The sequence below is a fragment of the Bacillus sp. JZ39 genome, assembly GCF_053903145.1.
This window is the reverse complement of record NZ_CP096389.1, coordinates 1,063,204-1,082,368: the sequence shown is the minus strand read 5'-3', so window position 1 is coordinate 1,082,368 and position 19,165 is coordinate 1,063,204. Positions and strand designations below refer to the sequence as shown.

At 45.4% G+C, this 19,165-nt stretch carries 20 protein-coding genes; 8 read left to right on the top strand and 12 right to left on the bottom strand.

What is annotated here, in order from left to right:
* Nucleotides 1–2: 2 nt before the first annotated feature.
* From M1D65_RS05605 to phoE, 3 genes are all read left to right on the top strand, one after another.
* On the top strand, nt 3–1,442 hold the full coding sequence (locus M1D65_RS05605; RefSeq protein ID WP_064671200.1) for an acyl-CoA synthetase: 1,440 nt from the start codon (nt 3–5) through the stop codon (nt 1,440–1,442).
* Complete coding sequence (locus M1D65_RS05600) at nt 1,439–2,533, top strand: acetyl-CoA C-acyltransferase (RefSeq protein WP_064671199.1); 1,095 nt, start codon at nt 1,439–1,441, stop codon at nt 2,531–2,533. Before M1D65_RS05605 ends, M1D65_RS05600 begins: the two co-directional genes overlap by 4 nt.
* Before the next feature lie 70 nt (nt 2,534–2,603).
* Nucleotides 2,604–3,185 (top strand): phosphatase PhoE, encoded by a 582-nt coding sequence (gene phoE, locus M1D65_RS05595; RefSeq protein ID WP_003233157.1) that lies wholly within the window; start codon nt 2,604–2,606, stop codon nt 3,183–3,185.
* Between the two features lie 31 nt (nt 3,186–3,216).
* Here phoE and M1D65_RS05590 read toward each other — a convergent pair whose 3' ends face one another.
* The 3 genes from M1D65_RS05590 to M1D65_RS05580 form a co-directional block, all read right to left on the bottom strand.
* Nucleotides 3,217–4,188, bottom strand: a complete 972-nt coding sequence (locus M1D65_RS05590) for an ABC transporter substrate-binding protein (protein WP_064671198.1) — start codon at nt 4,186–4,188, stop codon at nt 3,217–3,219.
* Nucleotides 4,189–4,404: 216 nt separating this feature from the next.
* Nucleotides 4,405–5,397, bottom strand: coding sequence for an NADPH:quinone oxidoreductase family protein (locus M1D65_RS05585; RefSeq protein WP_033883076.1), 993 nt, complete (start codon nt 5,395–5,397; stop codon nt 4,405–4,407).
* Between the two features lie 71 nt (nt 5,398–5,468).
* A complete protein-coding gene (locus M1D65_RS05580; protein WP_064671197.1) occupies nt 5,469–5,918 on the bottom strand; it encodes a GNAT family N-acetyltransferase in 450 nt (149 codons plus the stop codon).
* Nucleotides 5,919–6,351: 433 nt separating this feature from the next.
* Here M1D65_RS05580 and aprE point away from each other — a divergent pair, with 433 nt between their 5' ends.
* Nucleotides 6,352–7,497 carry a subtilisin AprE gene (aprE, locus tag M1D65_RS05575; protein WP_456270803.1) on the top strand — a complete coding sequence of 382 codons (1,146 nt, stop codon included), beginning with the start codon at nt 6,352–6,354 and terminating at the stop codon, nt 7,495–7,497.
* A gap of 38 nt (nt 7,498–7,535) precedes the next feature.
* On the opposite strand, the gene M1D65_RS05570 is transcribed toward aprE, so the two are convergent.
* Nucleotides 7,536–8,816, bottom strand: a complete 1,281-nt coding sequence (locus M1D65_RS05570) for a M48 family metallopeptidase (RefSeq protein ID WP_064671196.1) — start codon at nt 8,814–8,816, stop codon at nt 7,536–7,538.
* Between the two features lie 148 nt (nt 8,817–8,964).
* On the opposite strand from M1D65_RS05570, the gene M1D65_RS05565 reads away from it, so the two are divergent.
* Entirely contained in the window at nt 8,965–9,360 is a 396-nt protein-coding gene (locus M1D65_RS05565) for a hypothetical protein (RefSeq protein WP_014479359.1), read from the top strand.
* Nucleotides 9,361–9,398: 38 nt separating this feature from the next.
* Here the strand turns inward: M1D65_RS05565 and lcfB are convergent, their stop codons facing one another.
* From lcfB to M1D65_RS05545, 4 genes are all read right to left on the bottom strand, one after another.
* On the bottom strand, nt 9,399–10,940 hold the full coding sequence (lcfB, locus tag M1D65_RS05560; RefSeq protein ID WP_064671195.1) for a long-chain-fatty-acid--CoA ligase LcfB: 1,542 nt from the start codon (nt 10,938–10,940) through the stop codon (nt 9,399–9,401).
* 117 nt (nt 10,941–11,057) lie between these two features.
* Nucleotides 11,058–11,702 (bottom strand): SDR family oxidoreductase, encoded by a 645-nt coding sequence (locus M1D65_RS05555; protein WP_038829134.1) that lies wholly within the window; start codon nt 11,700–11,702, stop codon nt 11,058–11,060.
* Between the two features lie 64 nt (nt 11,703–11,766).
* The gene (lplJ, locus tag M1D65_RS05550; protein ID WP_064671194.1) at nt 11,767–12,762 is read right to left on the bottom strand and encodes a lipoate--protein ligase LplJ; all 996 of its coding nucleotides are present in this window, start codon (nt 12,760–12,762) and stop codon (nt 11,767–11,769) included.
* A gap of 12 nt (nt 12,763–12,774) precedes the next feature.
* The gene (locus tag M1D65_RS05545; protein ID WP_003233185.1) at nt 12,775–13,509 is read right to left on the bottom strand and encodes an MBL fold metallo-hydrolase; all 735 of its coding nucleotides are present in this window, start codon (nt 13,507–13,509) and stop codon (nt 12,775–12,777) included.
* A gap of 157 nt (nt 13,510–13,666) precedes the next feature.
* Between M1D65_RS05545 and yhfH the strand changes: the two genes are divergently transcribed.
* Together yhfH and gltT are read left to right on the top strand one after the other, a co-directional pair.
* The gene (gene yhfH, locus M1D65_RS05540; protein WP_003244802.1) at nt 13,667–13,801 is read left to right on the top strand and encodes a protein YhfH; all 135 of its coding nucleotides are present in this window, start codon (nt 13,667–13,669) and stop codon (nt 13,799–13,801) included.
* 270 nt (nt 13,802–14,071) lie between these two features.
* On the top strand, nt 14,072–15,361 hold the full coding sequence (gltT, locus tag M1D65_RS05535; RefSeq protein ID WP_003245579.1) for a glutamate/proton symporter GltT: 1,290 nt from the start codon (nt 14,072–14,074) through the stop codon (nt 15,359–15,361).
* A gap of 37 nt (nt 15,362–15,398) precedes the next feature.
* Here the strand turns inward: gltT and M1D65_RS05530 are convergent, their stop codons facing one another.
* The 4 genes from M1D65_RS05530 to M1D65_RS05515 form a co-directional block, all read right to left on the bottom strand.
* Nucleotides 15,399–15,806: an ASCH domain-containing protein gene (locus M1D65_RS05530; protein WP_003233192.1), complete on the bottom strand. Its 408-nt coding sequence runs from the start codon at nt 15,804–15,806 to the stop codon at nt 15,399–15,401.
* Nucleotides 15,807–15,818: 12 nt separating this feature from the next.
* Nucleotides 15,819–16,859, bottom strand: a complete 1,041-nt coding sequence (locus M1D65_RS05525) for a M42 family metallopeptidase (RefSeq protein ID WP_014479351.1) — start codon at nt 16,857–16,859, stop codon at nt 15,819–15,821.
* A 133-nt stretch (nt 16,860–16,992) separates the two neighbouring features.
* Nucleotides 16,993–17,211, bottom strand: coding sequence for a hypothetical protein (locus M1D65_RS05520; RefSeq protein ID WP_170948348.1), 219 nt, complete (start codon nt 17,209–17,211; stop codon nt 16,993–16,995).
* 59 nt (nt 17,212–17,270) lie between these two features.
* The gene (locus M1D65_RS05515) at nt 17,271–18,047 is read right to left on the bottom strand and encodes a YhfC family intramembrane metalloprotease (RefSeq protein ID WP_021479628.1); all 777 of its coding nucleotides are present in this window, start codon (nt 18,045–18,047) and stop codon (nt 17,271–17,273) included.
* A gap of 128 nt (nt 18,048–18,175) precedes the next feature.
* On the opposite strand from M1D65_RS05515, the gene fabHB reads away from it, so the two are divergent.
* On the top strand, nt 18,176–19,153 hold the full coding sequence (gene fabHB, locus M1D65_RS05510; RefSeq protein ID WP_029317561.1) for a beta-ketoacyl-ACP synthase III FabHB: 978 nt from the start codon (nt 18,176–18,178) through the stop codon (nt 19,151–19,153).
* Nucleotides 19,154–19,165 lie beyond the last annotated feature (12 nt).

Sequence of the window (19,165 nt, the reverse complement as noted above, 5' to 3'; positions counted from 1 at the left end):
ACATGACAATTACTCATACCTATTCATCTACTGCCGAAACATCGCCCGGCCGTGTAGCGATCCAGACTGATTCGGAGCAAATCACGTACCATGATTGGGATCGGCTTGTCTCTCAAACCGCAAATTGGCTGCGGTCACAGCCGAGCATGCCGAATCGTGTGGCGATCCTGCTCCCAAATAGTCTGGCGTTTTTACATCTGTTTGCCGGAGCCGCAGCGGCTGGATGCACAGCCATTCCCATCGACACACGCTGGAGCCCGGCTGAATGTAAGGAGCGGCTGTCCATAAGCAATGCGGATCTTGTGGTTACTTTAGCCTTTTTCAAAAACAAACTGACAGATAGCCAGACACCTGTTGTTTTGCTGGATAACTGTATGGCAGATATTTCTGAAGCAACCGCTGATCCCTTGCCTACCATTGATCCGGAGCACCCTTTTTATATGGGATTTACGTCGGGCTCGACAGGAAAACCGAAGGCCTTTACGCGATCTCACCGCTCATGGATAGAGAGCTTTACCTGTACAGAAACAGATTTTTCGATTTCATCAAATGACACGGTATTGATTCCCGGGACGTTAATGTCCTCTCACTTCTTATACGGGGCAGTCAGCACTTTGTTTCTTGGAGGAACCGTTTGTTTGCTGAAAAAGTTTTCTCCTGCCAAAGCGAAGGAATGGCTGTGCCGTGAATCCATCAGTGTTCTCTATACCGTACCGACGATGACAGACGCCCTCGCAAGGATTGAGGGTTTTCCCGACAGTCCCGTCAAAATCATTTCATCCGGCGCAGACTGGCCGGCAGAATCCAAGGAGAAGCTTGCCGCTGCATGGCCTCATCTCAAGCTGTACGATTTTTACGGCACATCAGAGCTTAGTTTTGTGACGTTTTCTTCACCGGAAGACAGCAAACGGAAGCCGCATTCAGCGGGCCGCCCTTTTCATAATGTCCGGATCGAAATCCTCAACGCTGGAGGAGAACGCTGCCAGCCAGGAGAAATCGGAAAAATATTTGTCAAAAGCCCGATGAGGTTTTCCGGCTATGTGAACGGCAGCACACCAGATGAATGGATGACAGTAGATGATATGGGCTACGTTGATGAAGAGGGCTTTCTATACATATCAGGAAGAGAAAACGGGATGATCGTGTACGGAGGATTAAATATTTTCCCAGAAGAAATTGAACGTGTGCTTCTCGCCTGCCCAGAGGTTGAAAGCGCGGCTGTCGTTGGCATTCCCGACGAGTATTGGGGAGAAATCGCTGTAGCTGTCATTCTTGGAAACGCTAATGCCAGAACACTTAAAGCCTGGTGTAAACAGAAATTAGCCTCCTATAAAATTCCGAAAAAATGGGTGTTTGCAGACAGCTTGCCGGAAACGAGCAGCGGAAAAATTGCCCGTTCCAGAGTGAAAAAATGGCTGGAAGAGAGTATACAGTATAAATGAATGCGGTTATTGTTGATGCAAAACGAACGATCTTTGGAAATCAAAACGGACTGCTGAAGCCCTTCCTGCCGGAGGATTTGGCGGCTCCCATCATCCGCTGTCTCAGCCGAAAGCTAGAGGATCAAGTTGACGAGGTCATTCTCGGAAACGCTACTGGCAGAGGCGGCAACCTGGCCAGACTGTCAGCCCTTCAAGCCGGACTGCCTTTATCGGTTCCCGGAATGACAATTGACAGACAGTGCGGCTCAGGCCTTGAAGCTGTGCGCTATGCCTGCAGCCTTATTCAAGCGGGAGCCGGCACGATGTATATCGCGGGCGGCTCAGAAAGCAGCAGCCAATCCCCTTTTTCAGAACGGGCCCGCTTTTCTCCAGATGCGATTGGCGATCCAGACATGGGCATTGCAGCAGAATATACGGCTGCACGCTATTCCATCAGCAGAAGCATGCAGGATGAGTACGCGCTTCTCAGCCATCAACGCAGCAGGAACGCGCATGAGGAAGGATTTTACCGTGAAGAAGTTGTTGCTCTCGGGGAATTGGAGACGGACGAAGCATTTTTGAAAACGCGGCCAATAGAAGCGATTATTCCCCGTGCAAAGCCGGTTTTCGACACCAGCTCCGGAACAGTCACAGCAGCCAACAGCAGTGGCATAGCAGACGGAGCAGCGGCTCTTTTGGTAATGGAAGAAGAAAAAGCGGCAGCCCTGGGACTTAAGCCTGTTCTCCGGTTTATCGGCAGCGCTGTCAGCGGGATTCACCCCAACTATCCGCCCGCGGCACCGGTTGATGCGATCCGTAATCTCTTACATACACACGATGTAACACCTGAGGATATCGGTTTATTTGAAATCAATGAAGCCTTTGCCGTCAAAATTTGTGTCTGCTCGCAAGAACTCGGCATTCCCTTTTCAAAAATCAATGTGCGCGGCGGCGCATTAGCTCTTGGCCATCCGTACGGTGCATCAGGTGCAGCTCTGGTAACCAGATTGTTTTATGAAGCGAAAAGACGGCCAGACTGTCAATATGCTGTTGCAGCCATCGGAAGCGGCGGCGGAATCGGACTGGCTTTATTATTTGAAGTTCTTGCATAGGCTTTTTCATAGGACACACGCTTTCGATTTAGTATAATAGCGATATGAATAAAGTCAGGAAGGGGATTTTATGACAGCCGTTTGTTTAGTAAGACATGGAGAAACCGATTGGAACCTGCAGCAAAAATGCCAAGGCAAAACCGATATCCCGCTAAACGCAACAGGTGAACGCCAAGCAAGAGAAACCGGAGAATATGTAAAGGACTTTTCTTGGGATATTATTGTGACGAGCCCGCTGAAAAGAGCGAAAAGAACCGCGGAAATTATTAATGAATATCTGCATCTTCCGATAGTCGAGATGGATGATTTTAAGGAACGCGATTACGGCGACGCGGAGGGCATGCCGCTGGAGGAACGGACAAAGCGCTATCCAGATAACATCTATCCGAATATGGAAACCTTAGAAGAACTCACTGACAGGCTGATGGGCGGTTTGGCAAAAGTGAACCAGGCGTATCCAAACAAGAAGGTGCTGATCGTGGCGCACGGTGCGGCAATTCACGCCCTGCTGACAGAAATATCCGGCGGTGACCCGGAGCTTCAAAGCACCCGTCTCGTCAACGCCTGCCTCAGCAACATTGAATTTGCAGAAGAAAAATGGCGGATAAAAGACTATAATATCAACAGCCACTTATCCGGCTTTATCAAATAAGAAAAAGACAGGCGTTTGCCTGTCTTTTCTTTTATTTCTTAGCAGCCGGCATCTCTTTTTGAAGCTCGTCCAAAATGGCATTCGCCCCGTCTACACTGCGGCGCAGAGACCACACCGCACGGTCCACGTGGTATACATGCCCGTTTTTCACTGCCTTCAGTTTTTTCCAAAGGACATTCTTTTCGATCGGGCGTTTACCGTCGGCGTCGAGGTCATCTGTTTTTCCTGTCATCAGGATGATCACATCCGGATCTGTTTTCAGCAGCTGCTCCAGTGTCATTTTCATATTCACAGAGTCGCCGCCATTGCTTGAATCGCTATTGCCTGACGTACTGATTGCATATCGATAGCCGACCTGTGTTAAAAGTCTCGATGTAAAGAAGTTTTCATCCCTGGCCATAATGGTATCATTTGTATTTCCGATCAAAAGCACGGACTGGCTGTTCGCGCTGATTTTCTGCTTTGTCTCGCTAAGCTTTTCTTCATGCGCCGTCAGCTTTTTCTCCATTTTCTTCTCCTTGCCGACTGCTTTTGCAATTGTAAGCGAAGCGTCAATTGTATCCTGATAATCAGCATTTAAATTATTAAGTGCAATCGTCGGCGCTATTTTTTTCAGCTGATCGTACACCTTCTTATGTCGGGTCGTGTCAGCAATAATTAAATCGGGTTTTAATGAAGCGATTTTTTCCATGCTTGGCTGTGAGCGAGTGCCGACAGATGTGTAGCCGTCAATTTTCTTCAGCACATCCTTGTTGATCAGCTGCTTCGCTTTGTTGTCATCGGCAACCCCGACAGGCGTAATGCCGAGATCAAGCAGTGTATCAATAAAACCTAGCTCAAGAACAACAACCCGCTCCGGATGCTCAGGTACATTTGTCTTCCCTAAATCATGTGTTACCGCCACTTTATGGTCTTTACTGTTTTGATTGCCGCTTGAAGACGAGCAAGCAGCCGTTAAGACAGAAAGAAGTAAAACTGTAAGAATAATCAGTGTTTTTTTCATATGTTCCAGTCTCTCCTGTTGGTAGTTTCTATGGTTAAGATGTCCAAGAGTAGTATAACACGGAATGAGAATCATTATCACCAATTATTTTTTAAATGAGAAGAGAAAGTTCGGCTTACAGGAAAATCTTGTTTCACGACACAGCAGTTCAGCAGCTGATCATCCTGTCCACAAAAAAGCTTGCAGAAAAATAACATTCTCTGCAAGCTGATCCTGTTAAAGCTTCACAATCACTCTTCCTTGAATGCGATTTTGCAAAATATCTTTTAACGCACCCGGCGTTTCTTCCAATGATACTTCCCTGTCCACGATGGTCAGCAGCTGATCAGGCTTGAGATCAGAAGACATGCGCTCCCAAACAGCGGCTCTGACGTCCATCGGACAGTATACTGAATCGATTCCGAGCAGGCTTACTCCGCGAAGAATAAAAGGATACACCGTTGCCGGAACTTCTCCTCCGCCGGTTAAGCCGCTCACTGCGACAGATCCGCCGTATTGAATTTTGCTTAAAAGCGAGGCAAGCTGTTTTCCGCCGACTGGATCAACCGCCCCCTGCCATTGCTGCTTGGACAGCGCCTTAAGCGTTCCGTCATAGACATCTTCCCTGCTGATTACTTCGCTTGCACCGAGCTGTTTCAAATAATCAGCCGCCTCCCGATTTCCGGTACTTGCCACCACATCATAGCCCCGCTTGTTCAGCATCGATACCGCAATTCCGCCGACACCGCCAGTTGCTCCTGTGACTAGCACGCTGCCTTTTTCCGGAGACAGACCGTTCTGTTCAAGCCGATGCACTGATAACGCCGCAGTAAATCCCGCCGTTCCGTACACCATCGCTTCTTTTAACGAAAGATTCTGTGGCAAAGGCACCAGCCAGTCACCAGGCACCGAAGCGTATTCACTTAATCCACCATCACGGGAGACACCGAGCTCATAGCTTGTCGCGATCACCTCATCCCCCTCCGCAAAACGCGGATCATTGGAAGAGACGACCGTACCCGCAGCATCAATGCCTAAAATAAGCGGATACTCTCTGACGATATTGCCTCCTGCTTTTCCGGCCAGACCATCTTTGTAATTGATGCCGGAATAAGCAACTTTAATCAGGACACCATCCTTCGGCAAATCCTCTGTTGATATGGTGTTCACATGGACTGAAACATCATCGGCATTTTTTTCTGCCTGCAATGCTTGAAATAACGTTGACATTCGGCACACTCCTTTTCATTTATATCGTAACCGAAGAACGTTCAAAAAACCAAATCATCAAGCCGCCATTTTCACTTCGCCGGCACATTGAGAGAATAATGGACAAATCCGGTATCCTCTTCATAGCCGTTTTGCTCATACAAGCTTCTTGCCTTCCGGTTGTGGTGCTCAGTCTGAAGTGTTAAACATTTTGCCCCGTTTTCCTCTGCATAATCCTTTGCGGCAGAAAGCAGCCGGCCGCCGGCTCCCTTTGTACGCGCATGAGGAACGACAAATAAGTCATTTAATATGTAGATCCTTTTCATTGACACAGAAGAAAACGTTGGATAGAGCTGGGTAAAGCCTATGAATTCTCCATTTTCTTCTGCTATCAAAATAACAGACTCGTGATTTTCCAAACGAGCTTTCAAAAAAGCCTCTGCCCCTTGCAAATCGGATGCCTGTCTATAAAATTCCCGATATTGGTTAAACAACGGCGCAATGGCGGCCGCATCTGATGTCTTTGCTTGGCGAATGTTCATCTTATTTCTTCCTCCCTCTCAATAATTTTTTCATTCTATACCTTTTCTGTAAAGTTTATTTTTCAGAATACTTTTATCATCATGCTTTGAAAAAATATCACGATAATATCCATTGTTCTCACGGAAGCACACGCAGGTCATTTGAACGAATTTTTTCGACAGAAATTTGCCGGGACTCAGGAGCATTTAACCTAAAAAAGCATGACATTTCAGCATAATGAACATTTACTCATGTCTATTTTCGTTCTTTTCTGTATGAAAATAGTTATTTCGAGTCTCTACGGAAATAGCGAGAGATGATATACCTAAATAGAGATAAAATCATCTCAAAAAAATGGGTCTACTAAAATATTATTCCATCTATTACAATAAATTCACAGAATAGTCTTTTAAGTAAGTCTACTCTGAATTTTTTAAAAGGAGAGGGTAAAGAGTGAGAAGCAAAAAATTGTGGATCAGCTTGTTGTTTGCGTTAACATTAATCTTTACGATGGCGTTCAGCAACATGTCTGCGCAGGCTGCCGGAAAAAGCAGTACAGAAAAGAAATACATTGTTGGATTTAAACAGACAATGAGTGCCATGAGTTCCGCCAAGAAAAAGGATGTTATTTCTGAAAAAGGCGGAAAGGTTCAAAAGCAATTTAAGTATGTTAACGCGGCCGCAGCAACATTGGATGAAAAAGCTGTAAAAGAATTGAAAAAAGATCCGAGCGTTGCATATGTGGAAGAAGATCATATTGCACATGAATATGCGCAATCTGTTCCTTATGGCATTTCTCAAATTAAAGCGCCGGCTCTTCACTCTCAAGGCTACACAGGCTCTAACGTAAAAGTAGCTGTTATTGACAGCGGAATTGACTCTTCTCATCCTGACTTAAACGTCAGAGGCGGAGCAAGCTTCGTACCTTCTGAAACAGACCCATACCAGGACGGCAGTTCTCACGGTACGCATGTAGCCGGTACGATTGCCGCTCTTAATAACTCAATCGGTGTTCTGGGCGTAGCGCCAAGCGCATCATTATATGCAGTAAAAGTGCTTGATTCAACAGGAAGCGGCCAATATAGCTGGATTATTAACGGCATTGAGTGGGCCATTTCCAACAATATGGATGTTATCAACATGAGCCTTGGCGGACCTACTGGTTCTACAGCGCTGAAAACAGTCGTTGATAAAGCCGTTTCCAGCGGTATCGTCGTTGCTGCCGCTGCCGGAAACGAAGGTTCGTCCGGAAGCTCAAGCACAGTCGGCTACCCTGCAAAATATCCTTCCACTATTGCGGTAGGTGCGGTAAACAGCAGCAACCAAAGAGCTTCATTCTCAAGCGCAGGTTCTGAGCTTGATGTGATGGCTCCTGGCGTATCCATCCAAAGCACACTTCCTGGTGGCACTTACGGTGCTTACAACGGAACATCCATGGCGACTCCTCACGTTGCCGGAGCAGCAGCATTAATTCTTTCTAAGCACCCGACTTGGACAAACGCGCAAGTCCGTGATCGTTTAGAAAGCACTGCAACATATCTTGGAAACTCTTTCTACTATGGAAAAGGGTTAATCAACGTACAAGCAGCTGCACAATAATAGTAAAAAGAAGCAGGTTCCTCCATACCTGCTTCTTTTTATTTGTCAGCATCCTGATGTTCCGGCGCATTCTCTTCTTTCTCCGCATGTTGAATCCGTTCCATGATCGAAGGATGGCTGCCTCTGAAAATCTTCACAAGCACCGGAGGATCAACCTGGCTCAGCCCCGTCACGGCCAAATCCTGAAACGTTTTAACAGCGGCTTCTCTGTTCTCTGTCAACTCGATCCCATACTGGTCAGCCTTATTCTCCTGATAACGCGAGACAGCATTAGAAAAAGGCGTCACCGCAAAGCTCAAAACGGAAAACAAAAGCAATAACAGCGGAAGTGCCGCAAGATCATGCCGCCCTTCTAAATGAAACATGCTGCGGGTTAGGCGAACCGCCCGCTTGTAAAGCTTATCAATGACATAAAATCCGGCGAGCGACACGAGCAAATAACCAGCCAGACCGATGTAAACGTGCTTCATGACATAATGGCCCATTTCGTGGCCCATAATAAACAGAATTTCTGAATCGTCAAGTTTGTTCAGTGTCGTATCCCACAATACAATCCGTTTATTGGCCCCAATACCTGTAACATAGGCATTCAGCGCATTTGTTTTTTCTGACATGTTCACTTCATATACATGATCAGCCGGAATATTGGCTTCATCCGCCAGCTCTAAAATTTTGCTTTCAAGCTCTTTGTTTTTCAGCGGATAAAATTCATTGTATAAAGGATCGATAATGACCGGCTGAATAAAAAACAGAAAAAGCGAAAACGGCACTGTTAACAACCAGGCGTATAACCACCATTTTTTTTCATGCCTTTTGATCAGCCAATAAAAAACGAGAACGCAAAGCGCAAAGATTGGGAAACTGATCCAAAAGCTGATAACCTGATCCTTAGCCCAGCTGGCCGTTGTCTGTGTGGAAATGTTATAGTCAAGCGATACTTGATAGCCTATCCAATCTAAAGGCAGCGTCACCAATGTTGTAATCAGCGAAAGCACAAACACAAAACCTACAGTCTGCAAAAACCGAAAAGGCACGGCCGCTTCCATCCATTTCTTGATTTTCTTTGAAACACCGCTGACCAGCAGAACAAAAAACAGAAACCAATCAAGTGGTACCCCGATAAAAAATAAAAAATTCTTGACGTTCGAATACTGCTCGGCCACTGCCAGCTCAGACGGCTTCATGAAAGAAGCCGGATCAGCCTGCGTCCCTTTCACGGTTTCCGGTATTGCAGAATCACCCGACAGGAAAAAATACCAATAAAAAAACAGCCCGTACAGCACGTAAGCAAGTCCTGCTGCCGCAATCCACTTGCGCATAACGCCTCACTCCTCACATCAACCCGTTACTTCTATTGTAATCATAAATTCAAATTCTTAGAACCAAGCTGTGTTCCGCACTTTTCCACCCTTTTAAGCATGGAAAGCCCGAACGCTGGGAAAACTAACAATGTTTGGAGTGATGCAAATGAAAAAAATAGTGGCAGCCATCGTGGTAATCGGTCTTGTGTTTATAGCATTTTTTTATCTTTACAGCCGATCAGGCGATGTGTATCAATCGGTAGACGCGGATTTGATCACACTGTCTTCAAGCGGCCAGGAAGATATCGAGATTGAAAAAAGACAGCACGTCAAAGATATGCTGGATATTATGAATCAGGGAAAACAGGTGAAGACAGAAAAAACATCAGCCCCTGATTACGAAGGGACAATCAAGTTTCATAAAGACCGGTATGACTCATTCAGACTATGGATTGACGGCAGCCAGCAAGCCGTTTTTTCGAAGGATGGCACATACTACAAATTGAGCAAAAATGATACAAAGGCGCTGCTAAATATTATTAAAAAAGAAGCAAAAGATTGAAAATGAAAAAGCGAAGCTAACCGCTTCGCTTTTTCATTTTATTGGGGCAAAATATCTCTCAGTGCCCGTCTGAGCATTTTCCCCGTCGCATTTTTCGGAATATCGTCAAGAAACGTAATGGCGGCAGGCCGCTTGTATTTTGCCAGATGCTTTTCGCAGTGCTGCATGATGTCCTCCTCTGTTACCCCAGAGCGTTTCGGCACCACATATCCCTTTACCGCTTCCCCGCTTTGGGGGTCCGGCACGCCGATGACAACCGCCTCCTTGACGTCCGGATGGCTGTACAGCACCTCCTCCACCTCCCGCGGATACACATTGTATCCTCCTACAATGATCATGTCTTTTTTCCGGTCAACAATGTAAAAATAGCCGTCCTCATCCCGTCTTGCCAAGTCCCCCGTATAAAGCCACCCGTCTTTTAATGCATGCTCTGTTTCCATCGGCATTTTATAATAGCCCTTCATCACATTGGGGCCTTTCACGATCAATTCGCCGACCTGGTGAGCGGGCAGCTCGCGTCCGAGCGGATCTACGACCTTGTTTTCGACATGTAAGATACTTGTCCCGATGGAGCCCGGCTTTCTGCCCCTGTCAAACGGGTTAAAGCACGTGACGGGTGATGCTTCCGAGAGCCCGTAGCCTTCCAAAATGGTAACACCGAATTTTTCTTCAAACGCCGTCAGCAACGCGACTGGCATGGCCGCGCCTCCCGAAATGCACAGCCGGATGGAAGAAAAATCATCTTTCTTTCCGTTTTCATGCTGAAACAAGTAGTTATACATTGTAGGCACACCGGCAAAAATGGTCGCCTGCTGCTGCTTGACAAGCTTAAAAACAGATGCCGGACTGAATTGAGGCTCAATCAAGACAGTTGCGCCGCTCATCAGCGGTGCATTCATACAGACGGTTAAACAAAACACGTGAAACATGGGAAGAGCGCAGACCACATTGTCCCTCTCATCCATTCCCAAATAGCCTGCAACATCGTTGGCATTGCTGTACAAATTCTGATGAGTCAGCATCGCGCCTTTCGGTTTTCCAGTCGTTCCTGACGTATATAAAATAACCGCGGTATCATCAGGGACAAGTTCTTGGTTTTGTTTAGCGGCAGATGTCGGCCGCAATATTTTTGCAAACGTTGTCATTTTCATCCTGACCTCTGGGTCCGCAGCTTCCGGCTCGGCCTCCCCCGTCTGGCATAAAATGACGAGCTCAACCTTTGGCAGCGACTCATGCATGCTCTCATAAAGCGGCAAAAGCTGGCTAACGCCCACGATTGCCTTTACATCGCCATTTGTCAGCATATAACCAATTTCTGTCGGCGTGTACAACGGATTGATGGGAACAACCACGATCCCAGCTTTTAAAGCGCCAAAAAACGCGATGATAAAATCAGGCGAATTGCCAAGCAGCAAAGCTAAATGGTCCCCTTTCTCCATACCGGCTTCCTGAAGGCCGTCCGCAAATCGCTGAATATATTCATTCAGCTCTTGATACGTCATCATGTGATCTTTAAACCTGCATGCGATGCTGTCGGGCTTCTCAGATGCTGTTTCTTCCAATTTTGAAACAAGATTCATTCTCCCACCCCTTAAAGTGAATGAATAGTCATTCATTATTGAAGCCAAGCTTTCTCCTCCATTATAGAGAAACAGAAAAAAACACTCAAGAGCAAAAAGCCCTGAGTGTCAGTACTGTCATAGTTTCTTCAATGCTTCGGCAATCGGCGTATCTCCTTCTGTCAGATCAAAGGCCCGATTTTCCGTATTCTTCTCATCTAAAGAGGCAATGACCGCTTTTGCAACGTCATCACGGGAAATAAATCCCCGCTCCAGATCCTTCGCTGCTGAAACAGTTCCCGTTCCAGGCTCATTGCGAAGGCCTCCCGGACGGATGATCGTATAGGTTAAACCGCTCGCTTCCAGAATTTTATCAGCATAATGCTTGGCCACATAATAAGGCTTGAGTGCCTCATTCCAATTTTCACGGTGATGGGCTTGCAGGGCGCTGACCATAATAAACCGTTTGATTCCGGCAATGTCCGCAGCTTCAATGGCTTTCGCCGCTCCATCGAGATCCACCAGCAGTGTTTTATCATAGCCTGTACTGCCGCCGGAACCAGCTGTGAAAATGATCGCGTCACAACCTTTTGCCGCAGCGGCGATTTCTTCCGGGCTGCCCTCCAGATTCGCAAGCACAGCTTCTGCACCGGCAGCTTCAAGAGACGCTTTCTGTTCTTCTTTTCTGACCATCGCTCTGATGGAATGATCAGGATTATCTTGGAATAAAGAGACAAGTCTTTGCCCGATTTGTCCGTTCGCTCCGATTAAAAACACTTTCATGTGAATCCCTCCTGCCTCCATTATTTCAAAAACACAACCGCTCTTTCAAACGATGTGTTTTGCCTTAATAAATCAGATCAAGGAAATCCTCTTTCGTAATGTTCCCAAAGTAATGCTTGAGATTCACACCTTCGAGCACATCAGCGATGACGCTGCGTTCGTATTGTTTTCCGACCAGCAGGTTTTCAATTTCAGATACATCACCGACACCGAAGAAATCTCCGAAGATTTTGCAGTCCTCGATTTTGCCTTTCTTGACTTCCAGGCGCAAATCGATCGATCCAACCGGATAACGCTTCGAATGATTAAGGTTAAATTTTGGTGAGCGGCCGTAGTTCCAATCCCAATTCTGATAGCGCTCTTTCGAAATTTGATGAATGGTCTCCCAATCTTTTTCCGTCAGCTTATACTCCGGCACGTTTCCAATGTCGTTTGTATTAAAAATATGGCGAAGCAAATGGCTGCGGAATGCTTCGGTGGTCATTTTATCATCGAGAAACTCACTGATGTTTGCCACTCGGCTTCTGATCGATTTGATGCCTTTTGATTCAATTTTATCCTTTTTCACCTTTAATGCTGATACAACATGATCAATGGCTGAATCAAACATGAGGGTGCCGTGGCTGAAAATACGGCCTTTCGTTGCAAACTGAGCGTTTCCGGATATTTTCCGGCCATCCACTACAATGTCGTTCCGGCCGCTTAATTCAGCTTCAACCCCAAGCTGATGTAACGCCTGAATCACCGGCTCAGTGAATTTTTTAAAGTTATGAAAGCTGTCCCCGTCATCCTTGGTAATAAAGCTGAAGTTCAAGTTCCCCAGATCATGGTACACAGCGCCCCCGCCTGATAAACGGCGGACGACGATAATCCCGTTTTCCTCAACATATTTTGTATTGATTTCTTCTATTGTATTTTGGTTTTTTCCAATGATAATAGACGGTTGATTCACATAAAAGAGCAAATATTGCTGTTCAGGGTCTAAATGCTTTACACAGTACTCCTCAATAGCAAGATTGATCCGCGGATCATTGATATTTTGATTGTCTATAAATAACATGGTGCTCCTCCTTTATCCTTCCCACACAAAACCTGATTTCGCAATATTCACTTCTCCGTTAAAAACGGTTTTCGCTTCTTTGCGAAGGTTGTCATGCACGCCAAAATGCGGCAAATGGGTCAGCAGCAGTTCTCCCGCTCCCGCTTCTTTTGCAATGCGCCCGGCTTCCAGGCTGTTCATATGGCCTGCACTTGTTCCGTCTTGATCGGCATAAAAATTGCATTCTGAGATCAATAAATCAGCATCTTTCGAAAACGGTATAAATGAATCCTGATAGCTGGAATCAGCAGTATAAACGACAGTGTGGCTGCCGTCAGTAATCCGCATGGCATAGCACGTCACCGGGTGAATCGTTTTTAAAAAGGTGATCGTAAACGGACCGGCAGTCAACGGCTGATCCGGCTGATAGGCGATCCCTTTTGTATGTGTTTTATATGTAAGCTTTTGAAACTGTTCTATATCAGCATCATGTCCGTAAATCGGAAGCGTATGCTCTCCTTTGCCGAGAAACGAACCGACTTGCTTGGCAAATTGCAGCGGTCCGATATCAGCGATATGGTCATGGTGATAATGAGACAGAACGACCGCATCCAGCTTTTCCGCCGGCACATATCCGAACAGCTTAGACAAAACGGCACTGCCGCAATCAACAAGCAGAGAGTAATCACCTGACTGAAACAAATAGCCTGACGTCGCTTCATTTGCGGCCGGAAAACCGCCATAGCATCCGATAACTGTAACTTTCATAATGTCCTCCTATCTTTTCAAAAAAATTGATCCTCCTTCAATATACCCATTTTTCTTGAAAAAAGCATGTTTTAAACATTGTATCAAAACAGTTATTGATTTTTGTAATCTGTTATATTACAATGAAATCACTACAAAGGGGAAAGAGGGATTGGTTATGCTGGGGAAAATCACAGAATTTTTTAGAAACCTGCCTTCGAAAAAGTGTGCGGAATGCGGAAAAAAGATAGAAGAGCAGCATGAGTGTTATGGTAATATCTGCAATGACTGTATAAAAGTAAACGATTTGTAATGAGCGAAAATCCCGCGCCTTATGCGTGGGATTTTCTTATTTTTTCACATATCTCTTAATTTTGAAATAATAGTCAGGTTAGGTCAAAGCTCACCTGTTTTTAGATAATTCTGGTGATTATCATAATGTCATTGAATATTCTTTATTTTCGAAATATAATTTACTATAGACGAATTGATTTCTTATCTATTATAATTTGATCTAATAGTGAGATTAAATATATGTCTATTCATGATATATGTTGATACTTTGTTTTTTGGGAGGTAATCTATGAAAAGAATTAAGTTTGGATTAGCCACACAAATATTCGTTGGACTTATTCTAGGTGTCATTGTTGGCGTCATTTGGTATGGCAACCCAGCATTGCCTACTTACCTGCAGCCAATCGGGGATCTCTTTTTACGCTTAATCAAAATGATAGTGATTCCTATTGTTGTCTCCAGCTTAATCATCGGTGTAGCCGGTGCAGGAAATGGAAAGCAAGTCGGTAAATTAGGCTTCAGAACGATTCTGTACTTCGAGATCATCACGACTTTTGCCATTATTCTCGGACTAGCCCTTGCAAACATCTTCCATCCGGGTACAGGAGTTAATATACACGAAGCTCAAAAATCGGACATCAGTCAATATGTTGAAACTGAAAAAGAACAAAGTAATAAATCAGTGGCAGAAACGTTCCTCCATATTGTGCCGACAAACTTCTTCCAGTCATTGGTCGAAGGGGATCTTCTAGCCATCATCTGCTTTACAGTACTATTTGCATTGGGTATTTCCGCAATCGGTGAAAGAGGCAAGCCTGTATTAGCCTTTTTTGAAGGTGTATCCCATGCCATGTTCCACGTTGTAAACCTTGTGATGAAAGTGGCGCCATTCGGCGTTTTCGCTCTTATCGGAGTGACTGTGTCTAAATTCGGACTCGGTTCTCTTATCTCTCTCGGAAAGCTCGTCGGATTGGTTTATGTCGCGCTTGCTTTCTTCTTAATTGTTATTTTCGGGATTGTCGCAAAAATTGCCGGCATCAGCATCTTCAAGTTCCTTGCTTACATGAAGGACGAAATCTTACTGGCGTTCAGTACGTCCAGCTCTGAAACGGTTCTTCCGCGTATCATGGAAAAAATGGAGAAAATCGGATGTCCAAAAGGCATTGTTTCATTTGTCATTCCGATCGGTTACACGTTTAACTTAGACGGTTCCGTTCTCTATCAATCTATTGCCGCACTCTTTTTAGCACAGGTATATGGCATTGATTTGACGATTTGGCACCAAATTACGCTTGTGCTCGTCTTAATGGTGACATCCAAAGGGATGGCTGCCGTGCCTGGTACTTCTTTTGTTGTCTTGCTTGCAACGCTTGGCACCATCGGCGTTCCGGCTGAAGGACTTGCCTTTATTGCCGGCGTAGACCGCATCATGGATATGGCACGTACAGTTGTCAACCTGACTGGTAACGCGCTTGCTGCCGTTGTGATGTCTAAATGGGAAGGCATGTTTAATCCTGCGAAAGCAGAAACTGTTATGTCCCAATCGAAAACAGAACAAAACGCAACCATTTCTGGTTAATGAAAAGCCTGCGGGGTTCTTGCCCCGCAGGCTTTTTTTAATCTTTAACAAGCACAAACAGTTCTGTAATCAAAACAGTATCCTCATTCAGCTCCAGTTCACCGCTTTTGATCAGTTCCGCCCATGCCATCCGATGATCCTCTTGAAACTCCTCAATTCGGTCTCCATTGCCCTCTCCTTTGACTAACCTCATATCAGGCGCACCAAAGGTGGTTTCAAAGACATCTGTCACTTTTATATTGCATCTTGGATTGTCATGTTTATCATAAACGGTAACAAGCTGACCCGCTGTTTGATAAACGTCCCTCAATTCATCTTTTGAATACAATGATTTCGGCGCGCACGTGGCGGTTTTTTCTCCGGCAAGGATCTGCTGAATCAGCTGTTCTCCCAACCCGTCATCACCTTCCCAGCCGAATGTGCTTTTCAGCTTATAAATCTTCATTGGTCCTCCCCCTTATACCATTGGTGACTGTACATAGTAATACAGAAGCTTAGCGGTATGGCGAAGAGATGATTTATGGGTGCGTTCAAATGCATGGGAAGCGTCAATTCCCGGCCCTATGAGGCCATGCACAATATCATGCCCGGATTTGATCGCTGCTGATGCATCAGATCCGTAGTACGGATATATATCAAGCTTATAGTCAATATGATGCTTCTCGGCTAATTGAACTAAATGCTTTCTGAGCTGATAATGATACGGCCCGCTCGCATCCTTCACACAGATTGATACTGAATATTCATCTGTCGCCTGCCCGTCACCGATAGCGCCCATATCAACCGCCAAATATTCAACTGTTTCAGGAGGAATATTCGAATTCCCGCCGTAACCGATTTCTTCATTATTGGAAATAAGAAAATGGGTTGTATACGGCAGCTCAATGTCTTCTGTTTGAATTTCATGAATTAAGCGGAGCAATAAGGCGACGCTTGCTTTGTCATCCAAATGGCGCGATTTAATAAATCCGCTTGATGTGATCTCGACACGTGGATCAAACGACACAAAGTCTCCGACGCCAATGCCAAGCTCCTCCGTATCTTTCCGGCAGTGAACAGGTTCATCTAGGCGGATCTCCATATTCTCTTGATTCCGCTCAGCCTTTCCCGCGTCTTTGTATACGTGCACAGACGTTTGATGCATTAAGATTGTGCCTGTGTACGTTTTTCCTGAGGCGGTTTCAATTTGGCAATACTCCCCCTCAATCGAGTTGTAGCGGAACCCGCCGATTAAATCGATTTTCAGCCGGCCGTCCGCTTTAATTTCCTTTACCATAGCGCCGAGGGTGTCAACGTGCGCAGTCAGCATGCGATGCCGGGATGTGTCGCGTCCTGGAAGCGTTGCAATTAAGCCGCCCTTGTGGTTCCGAACCGTTTCTACCTTCCATTCTTTTAAAAGGCTTTCAATATAATTGATCACCTCATATGTATTTCCGGTCGGGCTTGGGATCGATACCAGTTCTTTAATGAGCTCCATCGTTTTACGTACAGACGTCATAGGGCATTCCTCCTTTTATTTTCTACTTAAAATATACTCTTTTCCCGAGGGACCCGTCCAATCTTTTCCTATCAATCTCTCATATGCTGTAGAGAGCATGGGAAGAGGAGGGATTTCTATGTGCTGTCGTCATTCACATGAACAGAAATGTCGTTGTCACAATTGGTTCGATGATTTTTGGTTCTTTGACGAGTGGTTCGATAAAGATTTCCACGACCATTGCAAGAAAAAGAAAGAATGCCATGACCCTTGCGAGAAGAAGAAAAAGAAACACCATTGTTTCTCTTGTAAAAAACACAGACATTCTTGCTGTCATTGTAAAGACTGAATCAGAAATATTCTGATGACCCATGCTTAATGAATATTTCCATTCACATTTTTCCAAGCGGGCATTGCTGCTGCTTGGACCTTTTATTGAAACACCCTTTTTGCTTTTACAATCCAATAAACTGATAAAGCCGCTATAAGAGCAATAATGATTTCAACAGCTGCAGCATGCTCTATGATTCCTCTCTGATATAAAACCGCCGGTACATTAAACAGTGCATGTAAAAGAATAGAATACAACAAAAACAGCGGCCGGCGGCTTTTAACCGCGTACAAAACAAGCAGAGACAGCCCAATTTGGACGGCAATGGCACTGACTCTTTCTATTCCGCCCAGCATCCATTCATACGAAGGAGTATGCAGCAGCTGCTCCTGTATCGGCAAAAGCGCCTGTTTGACGTCGCCATTGACCAAAAGCTGTTCAAACGTCCCGCTATTGATTGCAAATGCGTATACAATAAGTGAGATAGAGGACAAGCCTGTAATCAGGATGGCTTCAAGCCCGCCATGGCCTGCCCCGAAAGCCAGACCATCCGCCCAAGTATGATGGCGCTTCATAAAAAATCGCATCATCATATACCTTCCGCACTCCTCAAAAATTCCGGCCATCAAGCAGCCGTAAATGCCATACCATAATGGATGTTGCATCGCTTCTTTCGTCATTTCATTCACTTGCAGTACATAAACATGAACGCCGCCTTCCAGCAGCTGAGCGAAGACAAAAAACGTGAGAGCGCCAATAAAAAACACTTTAAGCGAGGCGCCATACTTTCGCTTAAACCATACAATCAGCCCGATTGGCAACAGAAACGCAATAGCCCCGGATAATGCCAAAAAGACTACTGCTTCTTGACTGACCATTTTTCAGCCTCCTTTTTCTTTTTCATAGATTCCCTATTCTACACTTCTCTTTTTTTGTAAAAAAACCTTCTTTTTAGTACCAGATACTAATATCTAGTGTTATAATCTGACCATAAGGAGTGATTCATATGTCAAAAGCAAAAATTACAGCTATCGGCACCTATGCGCCGAGCAGACGTTTAACCAATGCAGATTTAGAAAAGATCGTTGATACCTCTGATGAATGGATCGTTCAGCGCACAGGAATGAGAGAACGCCGGATTGCAGATGAACATCAATTTACCTCTGATTTATGCATAGAAGCGGTGAAGAATCTCAAGAGCCGTTATAAAGGAACACTTGATGATGTCGATATGATCCTCGTTGCCACAACCACATCCGATTACGCCTTTCCGAGTACGGCATGCCGCGTACAGGAATATTTCGGCTGGGAAAGCACCGGCGCGCTGGATATTAATGCGACATGCGCCGGGCTGACTTACGGCCTCCATTTGGCAAATGGATTGATCACATCTGGCCTTCATCAAAAAATTCTCGTGATCGCCGGAGAGACGTTATCAAAGGTAACGGATTATACCGATCGAACGACATGCGTTCTGTTCGGCGATGCCGCTGGTGCGCTGTTAGTGGAACGAGATGAAGAGACGCCGGGATTTCTTGCGTCTGTACAAGGAACAAGCGGGAACGGCGGCGATATTTTGTATCGTGCCGGACTGCGAAATGAAATAAACGGTGTGCAGCTTGTCGGTTCTGGAAAAATGGTGCAAAACGGACGCGAGGTATATAAATGGGCCGCAAGAACCGTCCCTGGCGAATTTGAACGGCTTTTACATAAAGCAGGACTCAGCTCTGATGATCTCGATTGGTTTGTTCCTCACAGCGCCAACTTGCGCATGATCGAGTCAATTTGTGAAAAAACACCGTTCCCGATTGAAAAAACGCTCACTAGTGTTGAGCATTACGGAAACACGTCTTCGGTTTCAATTGTTTTGGCGCTCGATCTCGCAGTGAAAGCCGGGAAGCTGCAAAAAGATCAAATCGTTTTGCTTTTCGGGTTTGGCGGCGGATTAACCTATACAGGATTGATAATTAAATGGGGAATGTAACAAAAAAAGAAC